This is a genomic window from Streptacidiphilus sp. PAMC 29251 (genome assembly GCF_054208735.2).
This window is the reverse complement of sequence record NZ_CM135725.2, coordinates 8,504,413-8,516,557: the sequence shown is the minus strand read 5'-3', so window position 1 is coordinate 8,516,557 and position 12,145 is coordinate 8,504,413. Positions and strand designations below refer to the sequence as shown.

At 71.5% G+C, this 12,145-nt stretch carries 9 protein-coding genes and 1 pseudogene; 6 read left to right on the top strand and 4 right to left on the bottom strand.

Annotated features, from left to right (window positions below):
- Nucleotides 1-115 precede the first annotated feature (115 nt).
- Nucleotides 116-436, top strand: coding sequence for a hypothetical protein (locus ACXKR8_RS40330; RefSeq protein WP_458269475.1), 321 nt, complete (start codon nt 116-118; stop codon nt 434-436).
- A gap of 28 nt (nt 437-464) precedes the next feature.
- Here the strand turns inward: ACXKR8_RS40330 and ACXKR8_RS40325 are convergent, their stop codons facing one another.
- The 4 genes and pseudogenes from ACXKR8_RS40325 to ACXKR8_RS40310 all read right to left on the bottom strand — a co-directional run bounded on the left by ACXKR8_RS40325 (nt 465) and on the right by ACXKR8_RS40310 (nt 5,773).
- Nucleotides 465-2,402, bottom strand: a complete 1,938-nt coding sequence (locus tag ACXKR8_RS40325) for a glycoside hydrolase family 9 protein (protein ID WP_458269474.1) — start codon at nt 2,400-2,402, stop codon at nt 465-467.
- Between the two features lie 214 nt (nt 2,403-2,616).
- The gene (locus ACXKR8_RS40320; RefSeq protein WP_458269473.1) at nt 2,617-3,480 is read right to left on the bottom strand and encodes a sugar phosphate isomerase/epimerase family protein; all 864 of its coding nucleotides are present in this window, start codon (nt 3,478-3,480) and stop codon (nt 2,617-2,619) included.
- The gene (locus ACXKR8_RS40315) at nt 3,477-4,619 is read right to left on the bottom strand and encodes a dihydrodipicolinate synthase family protein (protein WP_458269472.1); all 1,143 of its coding nucleotides are present in this window, start codon (nt 4,617-4,619) and stop codon (nt 3,477-3,479) included. The genes ACXKR8_RS40320 and ACXKR8_RS40315 overlap by 4 nt, the downstream gene beginning before the upstream one ends.
- Nucleotides 4,620-4,622: 3 nt before the next feature.
- Nucleotides 4,623-5,773 (bottom strand): annotated as a pseudogene (locus ACXKR8_RS40310) (Gfo/Idh/MocA family protein).
- 191 nt (nt 5,774-5,964) lie between these two features.
- Here ACXKR8_RS40310 and ACXKR8_RS40305 point away from each other — a divergent pair.
- The 5 genes from ACXKR8_RS40305 (at nt 5,965) to ACXKR8_RS40285 (ending at nt 12,127) form a co-directional block, all read left to right on the top strand.
- Complete coding sequence (locus tag ACXKR8_RS40305) at nt 5,965-6,996, top strand: LacI family DNA-binding transcriptional regulator (RefSeq protein WP_458269470.1); 1,032 nt, start codon at nt 5,965-5,967, stop codon at nt 6,994-6,996.
- Nucleotides 6,997-7,059: 63 nt separating this feature from the next.
- Nucleotides 7,060-7,740: a ThuA domain-containing protein gene (locus ACXKR8_RS40300; RefSeq protein ID WP_458269469.1), complete on the top strand. Its 681-nt coding sequence runs from the start codon at nt 7,060-7,062 to the stop codon at nt 7,738-7,740.
- A 169-nt stretch (nt 7,741-7,909) separates the two neighbouring features.
- Nucleotides 7,910-9,490: an aspartate-alanine antiporter-like transporter gene (locus tag ACXKR8_RS40295; protein WP_458269468.1), complete on the top strand. Its 1,581-nt coding sequence runs from the start codon at nt 7,910-7,912 to the stop codon at nt 9,488-9,490.
- Nucleotides 9,491-9,537: 47 nt separating this feature from the next.
- Complete coding sequence (locus ACXKR8_RS40290) at nt 9,538-10,242, top strand: peptidyl-tRNA hydrolase (protein WP_458269467.1); 705 nt, start codon at nt 9,538-9,540, stop codon at nt 10,240-10,242.
- Nucleotides 10,243-10,369: 127 nt separating this feature from the next.
- Complete coding sequence (locus tag ACXKR8_RS40285) at nt 10,370-12,127, top strand: glycosyl hydrolase family 8 (RefSeq protein WP_458269466.1); 1,758 nt, start codon at nt 10,370-10,372, stop codon at nt 12,125-12,127.
- Nucleotides 12,128-12,145 lie beyond the last annotated feature (18 nt).

Genomic DNA, 12,145 nt, shown 5'->3' with positions numbered 1-12,145 from the left:
CACGGATTCGGTGCCCCACCTCGCGACGATACGTTTCTAGATAACTCGCATCATTGCAGGTAGGGGCACCGTCTCTGCATCCAGGTGACGCTCAGTCACCACACGCCAAGGGCTCGTGAATCACCGAGGCCAGTTCCGGCTGCTGGAGACCGTGGACGGGCTGGACGTGGTGCGCGCCCTGCACCTCGACCTGACCGGCCGCCCGCTGCCGCGCGGTGCGCGGCAGCGGGTGCGCAGTTTCGGGCTGGGGCAGCTGGACCTGCCCTCGGCCGCGGTCTGGGCCTGGCAGCGCAAGCGCCTGCCGTCCGAACTGCGGCCGCGCCGCGGCACCGAGCGGGCCTGGCTCTGCCGGGACGATCCGGCCCCGGCGGTCGCCGAGGCCGTCCGCTTCAGCGGCACCGCGGCCCGCTGGGTCCGGTGCCGGCTCCCGGCCTGACCAGCTGGTTCACCTCACCGAGGATCGGCTACCTCACCGAGGACTGCAGCGCCCCGGCGAGGATCGCGCTGCCGGTCATGTCCAGCGCCTCCTCGCTGGTCTGCCAGGAGCGGACGTCGTCCACGTACTCGCTGCCGTGGCCGGTGAACTCGGTGAAGGAGTCCTTCTCGCACTTCCTGGTGCCGTCCTGCAGGTCGCCCAGGCCGTCGCTGAAGATGTCGGTGCTGTTGGGGCCGTTGACCACGGCGCCGGTGTCCACCGGCGCCTTGCCGTTCAGCGAGCCGGAGAGGTTGGGGATCTGCGAGCCGGTGCAGTCGGGGAAGGTGGTGCCGGCCCCGACCATGAAGCTGGTGCCCCAGGCGTTGCCGCCGAGCAGCCAGGCCCGCTGCTCCCCCGCGAAGGCCTGGTAGCTGTGGTCGCCGCTGGCCGCGCGGTAGAGGGCCTCGGTGGAGATGAAGCCGAAGCTGTGCGAGTCCACGTCGAAGTTGGTGTAGTCGCCGCCCGCGCGGAAGATGTCCGCAGCTGAGGTCTTGGCCGCCGAGGCGACCTGGGCCTTGAGGTCGCCGATCAGGTCGGCGCGGGTGACCGCGAGCCCGGCCGGGCTGCCGGCCCGGCGGATCGCGGTGGCCAGGTCGGCGTGGGCCAGGGCGCTGACGTCGTAGAGGTTGAGGGTGTCCTTGCCGGAGTCGGTCGCGATGTAGTCCTTGGCCCAGGTCGCGGCCTGGGTCAGATAGGTGCCGTACTCGGACTTGGGGCGGTGCAGGCCCTGCTCGGCGAGGGCGATCTCGCTCGCGCCCAGCTCCATCGCGTCGTGCCAGATGGACTCGGGGTAGTAGCTGCTGGGCGCGGCGGAGACCAGGGTGCCCTTGGGGCTGGTGTCGGCCTGGGCGTAGAGGGAGGTGGCGTCGGCCAGTTCGGTCCTGGCCTTGGCCTTGCGGCCGGCCGCGGCGTCGGCCTGGGAGGCGAGGGCGAAGGAGGCGGCGACCCGGCCCGCGATCGCGGGGGAGATCTTGGCCCCGGGCGCGGCGGCCTCGAAGACAGGCCGGTTCTTCGCGGCGTAGCGGTCGGTCGCGGCGTTGTCGGTGTCGTCGGCCTGCGGCAGCCGCCACAGGTCGTGGTCGCCGAAGAAGGTGCCCTTGGCGTCGCCGCTGCCGATGCCGACCTGCAGGTAGAGGGTCTTGGTGGCCGGGTTCCACATCTTGTTCAGCCAGTCGTTGCCGAACTGCGCCTCGGCGCTGAGCGACGCGGGCGCGCTGTGGCCGAGCGCGCGGGCGGAGGCGAACAGCAGGTCGTCCGCGTAGGCGGTGGTGAAGGTGAACTTGAGGTAGTCGCCCGCGTCGAACCAGCCACCGGTGACGTCCACCGGAGCGGCTCCGGCGATCTTCGTCAGCCCGGTGCCCTTGATGATGTCGCCGTTGTCGCTGTTCTGGTCGAAGGTCGGCAGCTTGTAGACGGTGGCGTGGGCGTCGTTGAGGTGCGACGGCTTGCGGTTCAGCGCGCCCTTGACCACGTCGGCGCCGTCGCGCTGGTTCTGGTAGAAGTTCACCCCGTCGGCGACCAGGGTGCCGTACAGCGCGGAACTCCGCTCCACCTTGAAGGTGTCCGAACTGGTCTTCACCGGACCGCTCATGACGATGCGATAGGTACCGCTCCGGGTCACCCGGGAGAAGTCGACCGGGTAGACGTCGGGGTAGGCGGCGTTCCAGGAGCCCCGGCTGACCTTGCCGACCTTGCCCTTCGCGGCGGTCCGGCCGCGGGAGTCCACCACCTTGTAGGTCTCGCCCGACACCGCCGCGCCGGCCATCAGGTAGGCGATCTTGGTGTCGTGGTTGGCATAGCCGACCTGGTCCGTCCGCAACTCGCCCTTGACGGTCGCGGCCTGGGCGGTGGTGAGCGGTATGACAGCGGCGGCGAGCCCGGCGCTCACGGCCACGGCTGTCGCTGCTCGGCGAGCCGACGATCCCATGCAGGTCTCCTCAGAGGCCGCCCGGCAGCGCCGAGCGACTGGTTAACGTTCTTTACTTGTTTAATCGAGGACGGTACTGACCTGGGCGGGGAGCGGTCAAGAGCTGGAGTCGGGCCGAGGGCCGGGGGAGGTACCACTTCGGTATCGGTGATGGCGCCGACGCGGGCGCCGACGCCACCGCCGACGCGTAGCGCCCGGCACCCGCGACCGTTGATCAGCTGGGATCGACGTGCTTGATATGACGATCGATCAGCTGACGCAGTGTCTGCTCGCCTGGGGTGTCCCAGACTTCCTGGTTGAACAGCTCGACCTCGATCCAGCCGGTGTAGCCGGCCGCGGCCACCGCTCGGCTGAGCGGCGGGAAGTCGATCACGCCGTCGCCGACATGGCCGCGTCCGAGCAGGGCGTCGGCCGGCAGCGGCAGCGTCCAGTCGCAGACCTGGTAGGCGGCGATCCGGTCGCCGGCCCTGGCGATCTGCGGGTAGAGCTGCGGATCCCACCACACGTGGTAGCTGTCGACGACCACGCCGACCTGCTCCACCGGGAACTCCTCGGCCAGGTCCAGGGCCTGGCCGAGGGTGGAGACCACGGCCCGGTCGGCGCAGAACATGGGGTGCAGCGGCTCGACCGCGAGCCGTACCCCGTGCTCCCCGGCGAACGGGGCCAGCTCGGCGAGCGCGTCGCGGACCCGCTCGCGCGCGGCGGGGAGGTCGCGGCTGCCCTCCGGCAGCCCGCCGCAGACCAGCACCAGGGTGTCGGTGCCGAGGACGGCGGCCTCCTCGATCGCGCGCCGGTTGTCGTCCAGCGCGGTGGTGCGGGCCTTGCTGTCCAGGGGTGCGGTGAAGAAACCGCCCCGGCAGAGGCTGCTGACCACCAGCCCTGCCGCGCGCACCAGTTCAGCCGCACGGGCCGGCCCCCCCGCCTCCTCGACCTTGTCGCGCCACAGGCCGATGGCCGGGATGCCGGCCTCGGCGCAGCCCTGGACCGCTTCGGTCAGGGTCCAGCCCCTGGTGGTGATCTGATTGAGCGAAAGCCGCTGGATGCCGGGCTGGTGGGCGCCCGCCTGGATGCCGGTCATACGGTCACCCCGCTGAGGGCGGCGAACTGACGCAGCCGGGCCGCGGCCAGATCCTGGTCGGGGAGCACGCCGGCCGCGGTGGCGAGGCGGTACAGCTCGACCAGATGGGTGGCCGAACGGCCGCTCTGCGCGCCCGCGACCATGCCGAAGTGCTCCTGGTGCCCGGCCAGCCAGGCCAGGAAGACGATGCCGGTCTTGTAGTGGAAGGTCGGCGCGGCGAAGAGGTGCCGGGCCAGCGGGACGGTGGGGGCGAGCAGCACGTCGTAGCGGTCCAGGTCGCCCGCGTCCAGGGCGCGCAGCGCGGCGGCGGCCGGGACCGCGATGGGGTCGAACACCCCGAGCAGCGCATGGCTGTGCCGGACTTCCCCGCCCTGCTCCCGCTGCTCGCCCTGTTCGCCCTGTTCGCCCTGCTCGCCCTGTTCGCCGCGGATGAGTTCCGGGTAGTGGAAGTCGTCGCCGGTGTAGAGCCGGACGCCCTCCGGCAGGGCGCTGCGCAGCGCGATCTCCCGGTCGGCGTCCAGCAGCGAGACCTTGATGCCGTCGATCCGGTCGGTGTGCTGCTTGATCAGCGCGAGCACGCTGTCGGCAGCGGCGTCCAGGCCCGGCGCGCCCCAGTACCCGGCCAGAGCCGGGTCGAACATGTCGCCGAGCCAGTGCAGGATCACCGGCTCGCGGACCTGGCGCAGCAGTTCGCCGTAGACCTGGTGGTAGTCCTCCGGTCCCCTGGCGGCGGCGGCGAGCTGCCGGCTGGCCATCAGGATGACCTTGGCGCCGGCCGCCTCGACGGTCTCCAGCTGCTGCTCATAAGCCTGCTGAATACCCGTCAGACTGGTTGTGGGAGTCGTGAGTTGGTCGGTTCCGGCACCGCAGGCGAGCAGCCCGCCGACCGCGGCGGCCTCGGCCCCGCTGCGGGTGATCAGCTCGCTGGTGGCGGCCCAGTCCAGGCCCATCCCGCGCTGGGCGGTGTCCATGGCGTCGGCGACGCCGAAGCCCAGCGACCAGAGGTGGCGCCGGAAGGCGAGGGTGGCGTCCCAGTCGACGGCGGCCGGGGCGCCGGGGGCGTTGCCGCCGTCGGGGTCGGCGACCACATGGGCAGCGGCGTAGGCGGTGCGGGAGGCGAAGGGCTGATAGGTCGTCATGACTCAGAGCTCCAGGGCCGGGACGTCAAGGCGGCGGCCTTCGCGGGCCGACTGCAGGCCCAACTCCGCGAGTTGCACGCCCTTGGCGCCTTCGAGCAGGTCCCAGCGGTAGTCGGAGCCGGTCGCCACATGGAGCAGGAACAGCTCCCACTGGGTCCGGAAGCCGTTGTCGAACTCGCGGTTGTCGGGCACGGCCTGCCACTGGGTGCGGAAGTCCTCGGTGGCCGGGAGGTCCGGGTTCCAGACCGGCTTGGGGTGGCCGCGCGGTGCTGGAAGCGGCACTCGCGCAGGCCGGCCACGGCGCTGCCCTCGGTGCCGTCCACCTGGAACTCCACCAACTCGTCCCGGTCCACCCGGACCGCCCAGGAGGAGTTGATCTGGGCGACGATGCCGCCCTCCAGCTCGAAGATCCCGTACGCGGCGTCGTCGGCGGTGGCCGGGTACTCGGCGCCCTTCTCGTCGTAGCGGACCGGGATGTGGGTGGTGCTGTGCGCGTACACCGAGCGGACCGGGGCGATGATCTCGTCCAGCACATAGCGCCAGTGCGGGAACATGTCGAGGATCATGCCGCCGCCGTCTTCGGCGCGGTAGTTCCAGGAGGGCCGCTGGGCGGACTGCCAGTCGCCCTCGAACACCCAGTAGCCGAACTCACCGCGGACGGAGAGGATCCGGCCGAAGAAGCCGCTGTCGACAAGTCGCTTCAGCTTCATCAGTCCGGGCAGGAACAGCTTGTCCTGGACGGCGCCGTTGCGGACCCCGGCCTCTTCCGCCAGTCGGGCCAACTCCAGTGCCCCGGCCAGGGATTCGGCGGTGGGCTTCTCGGTGTAGATGTGCTTTCCGGCGGCGATGGCGGCGCGCAGCGCCTTCTCCCGCGCCGGGGTGACCTGGGCGTCGAAGTAGATCTCGGTCAGCGGGTCGGCGAGGGCCTCGTCCAGCGAGGTGGTCCAGCGCTCCAGGCCGTGCCGCTCGGCGATGGCGCGCAGCCGGTGCTCGTCCCGGCCGACCAGGATCGGCTCGGGCCAGAGCACCTCGCCGCCGCCGAGGTCGATGCCGCCGTCGGCGCGGATCGCGAGGATCGAGCGCAGCAGGTGCTGGCGGTAGCCCATCCTCCCGGTGACGCCGTTCATCGCGATGCCGATCGTCCTACGGGTCATCGGTGTGGTCCTTCCGGTAGAGTCTGTTCAGGAAAGCGCTTTCCAGGGCGTGAACCTAAGCGTTTCCGGCAGGTCGGTCAAGTGCTTGCGTCGCGATAGCCTTCGCCGACGGCGGTACGACCTCGGCCGACGCCGGTACGAACAGCTGAGTGCGGCGCAGGCGAACGAGCAGAGCGGGAGGTGGGGCGGCGATGGCGGTGACCCTGGGTGAAGTGGCGCGCCATGCCGGGGTGTCCCTGGCCACGGCCTCCCGTGCGCTCAACGGCTCGGCCCGCACCGTCGGCGACACCCTCGCCGCCCGGGTGCGCGCCAGCGCCGAGGAGCTCGGCTACCTGGCCAACGCCCCGGCCCAGGCGCTGGCGCGGTCCAGCACCGCCACCGTCGGCGTGCTGCTGCACGACATCGCCGACCCGTACTTCGGCGCGCTGGCCAAGGGCGCGACCGACACCGCGGCCGAGTCGGGGCTGCTGACCATGGTGCTGAACACCGGCGGCGACCCGGCCACTGAGCTGCGGTGCATCCGGATGCTGCACGCCCAGCGGGTCCGCGCGATCGTGCTGGCCGGCTCCGGCTACACCGACCCGGACGCCACCGCCGCGATCGACGCCGCGCTGGCGGCCTACCGGGCCGAGGGCGGCGTGGTCGCCGCCGTCACCGACCACGGCGACGGGTACGACACCGTCCTCCCGGACAACCGGGGCGGGGCGGCGGAGCTCACCCGGGCGCTGCTCGCCGCCGGGCACCGGGACCTCGCCGTGGTCACCGGCCCGGCCCGGTTCCGGGTGTCGGCGGAGCGGCTGGCCGGGGTGTGCGCCGCGCTCGGCGAGGCCGGCCTGTCGCTGAGCGAGGAGCGGACGGCCGAGGCGGAGTTCAGCCGGGAGGGCGGACGGCTCGCCACCGCCCGGTTGCTGGAACGGGGCCGGCCCAGGGCGATCCTGGCGCTCTCCGACGTCTGCGCCGTGGGCGTGCTGGCCGAGCTGCGCGAGCGAGGGATCGGGGTGCCCGACGGGATCGCCGTGGCCGGGTTCGACGACATCCCGCTGGCCGCCGACCTGGCCCCGGCGCTGACCACGGCGCGAATGCCGCTGGAGCGGATGGGCGCGGAGGCGATCCGGCTGGCGATGCGGGGCGACGGCGGCCCGGGGGGCGAACCGGTTCGTGTCCTGACGCTGCCCGTCGGCCTGGCCGTCCGGGCCAGCAGCGGCCCCGCCACGCCTTCTTGACCGGTTGACGCAGTGCCGCCTACGCTCCCTCGGAGAGCGCTCTCCAACTACAGGATCACACATATGCCACCCCTCCCCCAGGTCCTGCTCCTCACCCGGACCGCAGGCTTCCGACACGACTCCATCCCGGCCGGAATCGAGGCGCTGAGCCAGCTCGCCGCCGCCGAGGGCCTCGGGCTGACCGCGACCGAGGATCCGGAGGCCTTCACCGAACAGAACCTGGCCGGCTATCGCGCCGTGGTCTTCCTCTCCACCACCGGCCAGGTGCTCACCGACGACGGACGCAAGGCGCTGGAGGGGTTTCACGCCGCAGGCGGCGGCTTCCTCGGCATCCACTCCGCCGCCGGGACCGAGTACGACTGGCCCTACTACGGCACCCTGCTCGGCGCCCGCTTCCGCAGCCACCCGCCGGCGCAGCCCGCCGTGGTCACCGTGCTGGACCGGGCCCACCCCGCCACCGCCCACCTGCCGGAGCAGTGGGCCTGGGACGACGAGTGGTACGACTTCCGCAGCAATCCGCGCGACGTGGGCGTGCGAGTGCTGGCCTCGGTGGACGAGGTCCACTACCAGGGCGGGCTGATGGGCGCGGACCATCCGCTGGTCTGGTGCCAGGAGCCCGCGGACGGGGGACGGTCCTTCTACACCTCGCTGGGCCACCACATCAGCGCGTACGCGGACCCGGACTTCCGGGAGCACCTGGCCGGCGCGCTGCGCTGGGTGTGCGGGGGCGCCGCCCAGGGATGACGCCCGCCCAGGGGACGCCCGTCCAGGGATGCCACTCGCTCAGGGATGACGCCGCTGCTCCGTTCGGCCGCGCGGCTCCGTGTCGTCGGCCGCGGCGCCGGTACCGGTGGTTGGCTTCCCAGGGCCCGCCGGACGGCGCTGCCGGACGAGCGAAAGAAGGCCCGAGGCCGTGCGTCAGTTCCTCATCGACTACCCGTATGTGACGCTGTTCGGGGTGATCGCCCTCGGCTCACTGCTGGGCCTGGTGCGGTTCGGGCCGGTCCGGCTCGGCGCCGCCGGGGTGCTGTTCGCCGGGCTGGCCGTGGGCGCGCTGGACAAGGGCATCGGCCCAGCCGTCCCCACCGCGCTGTCGGTCGAGGGCCTGGCGCTCTACGTCTACACCGTGGGCCTGGAGTCGGGTCCCGCCTTCTTCCGCGAGGTCGGACGGCAGCTGCCGGTGATGCTCGGCGCGGTGGTCGCCCTGGTGCTCACCGCGCTGGCGGTGGGCTGGGGCGGGCACGCGCTGTTCGGGATCAGCGGCCCCTACCTGGCCGGCGGCTACGCCGGGATCGGGACCACCACGCCGGGGCTGGCCGCCGCGCAGGCCGCAGCCAAGGATCCGACCCAGCCCGCGGTGGGCTACGCCATCGGCTATCCGCTGGCCATCATCGTGACCATCCTCTTTCTCTCGGTGCTGGCCAGGCGCCGCCCGTGGACCGCCCGCCGGGATCCCGGCGACGGCCTCCCGGACCGGCTGGCGACGGTCACCGTCACCGTGGAGCGGGGCGTAAGGCTGCGCGAGGTGCCGGGGGTGGCGACCGGGCGGCTGTTGGTGAGCGCTCACCAACCGGTCGGCGGCGAGACCGCCGTGGCGCTCGGCCTGGATCTGCTGCACCCGGGCGAGCAGGTGGTCCTGGTCGGCGGCGAGGAGGACGTGGCGATCGGGGTGGCCTTCCTCGGCGCCCGCTCACCGCACCATCTGCTGGACGACCGGGAACGCGTGGACTACCGGCGGATCCTGCTCACCAACCCGAAGCTGGCCGGACACACCGTCGCCGAGCTGGGCCTCGGCGAGCACTTCGGGGCCAGGGCCTCCCGACTGCGGCGCGGGGACGTGGACCTGCTGGTCCACGACGACCTGGTGGTGCAGCTGGACGACCGGATCCGGGTGGTCGCCCCGCGTGGCGAGGCGGACGGGATCACCCGCTACCTCGGCGACGCCGAGGGAGCGGCCAGCGAGGTGAGCGCGGTCAGCCTGGGGCTCGGGCTCTGCCTGGGCTTTCTGATCGGCATCCCCTCGGTCACCTTCGGCTCGACCAGGCTCGCTCTGGGCGCGGCGGCCGGACCGCTGCTGATGGGCATGTTCCTGGGCTGGCGGCGGCGTACCGGACCGCTGGTCTGGACCCTGCCCACCCGTGCCAACCTCACCCTGCGTCAGATCGGGCTGCTGCTGTTCCTCGCCATCGTCGGCCTGACCTCGGGTTATGCCTTCCGGGTGAATGCCTTCTCGCTGTTCGGGCTGAAGCTGCTGGCACTGCTGCTGATCGGCGCGGTGCTGAGCTACTCGCTGCTGCTGCTGGTCTGCCGCCTGCTCGGGCAGAGCCGGGAACGGTCAATGGGGCTGCTCGCGGGGTACGTCGGCAACCCGGCGCTGACGGCCCACGCCAACGCCCAGGTGCGGGACAGCCGGATCAACACCGGCTACTCAACGCTGTTCGCGCTGGCGATCCTGGTGAAGATCATCTGCATTCAGCTGATCGTGGGGCTGTGACGGCTGGGCGATCCTGGGCTCAGCCGGGGAGCTGAGAGGATGGGGCGGTGACCAGCAGCCCCTTCGCCGACCGCGCGGCCGACCGTGACGCCGCACCCCAGTTCGTCCTGCCCCTGGTGGTGCGGATCGAGCGCACCGATCCGCCCGCCCACACCGACGCCCTGGAGACGGCGGCCCGCGCCGTGCTCACCCTGCTCTCGGACGAGCGGACCACGGAGCCGGACGGGGAGTGGGCGGAGGCCGTCCACGCCTGGCAGGACGCCAGGATCCGCAAGGTGGTCCGCCGGGCACGGGGCGGGGAGTGGCGCAGGGCCGAGGAACTGCCCGGGATCACCCTCGCCGGGAAGACCGCCGAGGTGCGGGTGTTCCCACCGGTCCCGCTCGACGGCTGGCCGAAGGAACTGGTCAAACTCCAGGTCTCCGGAACCGAGTTGGACGACCCCGAGCCGCCGGGCGCGCCCGACCCCGGCGTCCCGGTGCTGTGGTTCAACCCGGAGGTGCCGATGTCCACCGGCAAGTCCATGGCCCAGGCCGGGCACGGGGCGCAGCTCGCCTGGTGGGCGCTCACCTCCGAACAGCGGGCCGCCTGGCGTGCGGCCGGGTTCCCGCTCGCCGTCCGCACGGCGGGGCCCGAGCGGTGGGCGGCGCTGGCCGCCTCGGGTCTACCGATGGTGCGGGACGCGGGTTTCACCGAGATCGCGCCGGGTTCCAGCACGGTCGTCGCCGAGCATCCGGCGCTGCTGCGGGGGTGACGTTCTCACACGCCGTGTCTTGACACGACCCCTTCAGGAGAAGATTCTGACTGTCGTAACGAGTTAGGAAGCCTACCTAACTTAATAGGCACTCCCCACCCCCACAGACAAGGGAGCACCCTCAGCGATGGCCAAAAGACTCACCCGGGCGATAGCCGGCGTAGCCGCCCTCGCCACCGCCGCGCTCGGTTTCGTCGCTCTCGAAGGGCCGACCGCGAGCGCGGCCACGACGGCGTTCCCGTTCCCGACGCATGTGACGTACAAGGTCGGCGTCATGCCGTCCGCCTCGCAGGCGAGCCGGGACACCGCCGTCGAGAAGGAGTACGACTCCTGGAAGTCGACCTACCTGATTAAGGGTTGTGCTTCCAACGAGTACTACGTCTCGACCAAGGGTGACGACGACGCGCCCAACAACGGCACCGTGTCCGAGGCCCAGGGCTACGGCATGAACATCGTGCCGCTGATGGCCGGTTACGACACCGCCGCGCAGACCGAGTTCAACGGCCTGTGGCAACTGGTGAAGGACCACGAGGACGCCGACGGCCTGATGGAGTGGAAGCTCGACGGCAAGACCTGCAAGTACGCCGACACCGGCACGCCCGACGGCGCCACGGACGGCGACCTGGACGTCGGCTACGGGCTGGTCCTGGCCGACAAGCAGTGGGGCGGCTACACCGCCGACGCCAAGGCCTGGCTGGCCAGCTTCTACGCCCATGACGTCGCCTCGGACGGCCACCTCAAGACCGAGGACGACGACAGCTTCGCCGACGACTCGCGTCCGTCCGACTACATGGTCGACCACCTGCGGGCCTTCGCCGCGTACGACACCGCGCACGACTGGAACAAGGTCGTCGACAAGACCGAGTCGCTGATCACCGAGTTCACCGCCGGGTACTCCGCCACCGGCGGCCTGATGTCGGACTTCATCCGCAACGCCAACACCACCAGCCCGAAGCCGGCCGCGGCGAACTTCCAGGAGGACCAGCCCGACAACATCGTCGGCTACAACTCCATCCGGGTTCCCTGGCACCTGGGCACCGACGCTTTGCTGTACGGGAGCACCACCGCCTCCGCGTCGTACACGACCGCGAAGAAGGAATCGGCCTGCCTGAAGGGCGAGTCCGGCGGCAACCCGCAGAAGGTCTACCCGCACACCAAGCTCGACTGCACCCCCTACTCCACCAGCGACCAGGCGGAGGAGGCCGGTGACTCGGTCGGCCCGTCCGCGATGGCCGCGGGCGACCAGACCTGGACCGACGCGATCTGGGCGCAGCTGGCCACCAATCCGTTCGGTGACGGCTACTTCGGCGAGACCATCAAGACCCTGGTCTACATCGTGATGGCCGGCGACTACTGGAACCCGTCAGGCAACGGGGCCCCGCCGACCACGACGCCTCCGACCACGACGCCGCCGACGACCACTCCCCCGACGACGGCTCCGCCCACCACGACTCCGCCGACCACGACCACGCCTCCCACGACGACTCCGCCGACGACGACCCCGCCGACCGGTGGCAACAAGTCCTACGAGGCTGAGGCGGCGACGCTTGCGGGCGGCACCACCGTCACCAGCTGCGCGCACTGCAGCGGCGGCAAGAAGCTCAGCTACCTGGGCAACGGCGGCACCGCGACCTTCACCGGCATCTCCGAACCGGCCACCGGCAGCTACACCCTGACCGTCTACTTCATGAGCGTCGGCCAGGCCCGCACCGCGATCGTCACCGTCAACGGCAGCGCGCAGACCGTCAGCTTCCCCGAGACACCCGACTACAACACCGTGGTCACCAAGACCGTCACCGTCCAACTCAACGCGGGCAGCGGCAACACCATCACCTTCTCCAACCCCTCGGCGGGCGCTCCGAACCTGGACCGCATCGTCGTCTGATCCATCGTCACATCAGCA

Excerpts from the sequence above, each read along its gene's own strand:
- ACXKR8_RS40325 (WP_458269474.1), bottom strand. The coding sequence starts at position 2,402 with ATGGGATCGTCGGCTCGCCGAGCAGCGACAGCCGTGGCCGTGAGCGCC.
- ACXKR8_RS40320 (WP_458269473.1), bottom strand. The coding sequence starts at position 3,480 with ATGACCGGCATCCAGGCGGGCGCCCACCAGCCCGGCATCCAGCGGCTT.
- ACXKR8_RS40315 (WP_458269472.1), bottom strand. The coding sequence starts at position 4,619 with ATGACGACCTATCAGCCCTTCGCCTCCCGCACCGCCTACGCCGCTGCC.
- ACXKR8_RS40305 (WP_458269470.1), top strand. The coding sequence starts at position 5,965 with ATGGCGGTGACCCTGGGTGAAGTGGCGCGCCATGCCGGGGTGTCCCTG.
- ACXKR8_RS40300 (WP_458269469.1), top strand. The coding sequence starts at position 7,060 with ATGCCACCCCTCCCCCAGGTCCTGCTCCTCACCCGGACCGCAGGCTTC.
- ACXKR8_RS40285 (WP_458269466.1), top strand. The coding sequence starts at position 10,370 with ATGGCCAAAAGACTCACCCGGGCGATAGCCGGCGTAGCCGCCCTCGCC.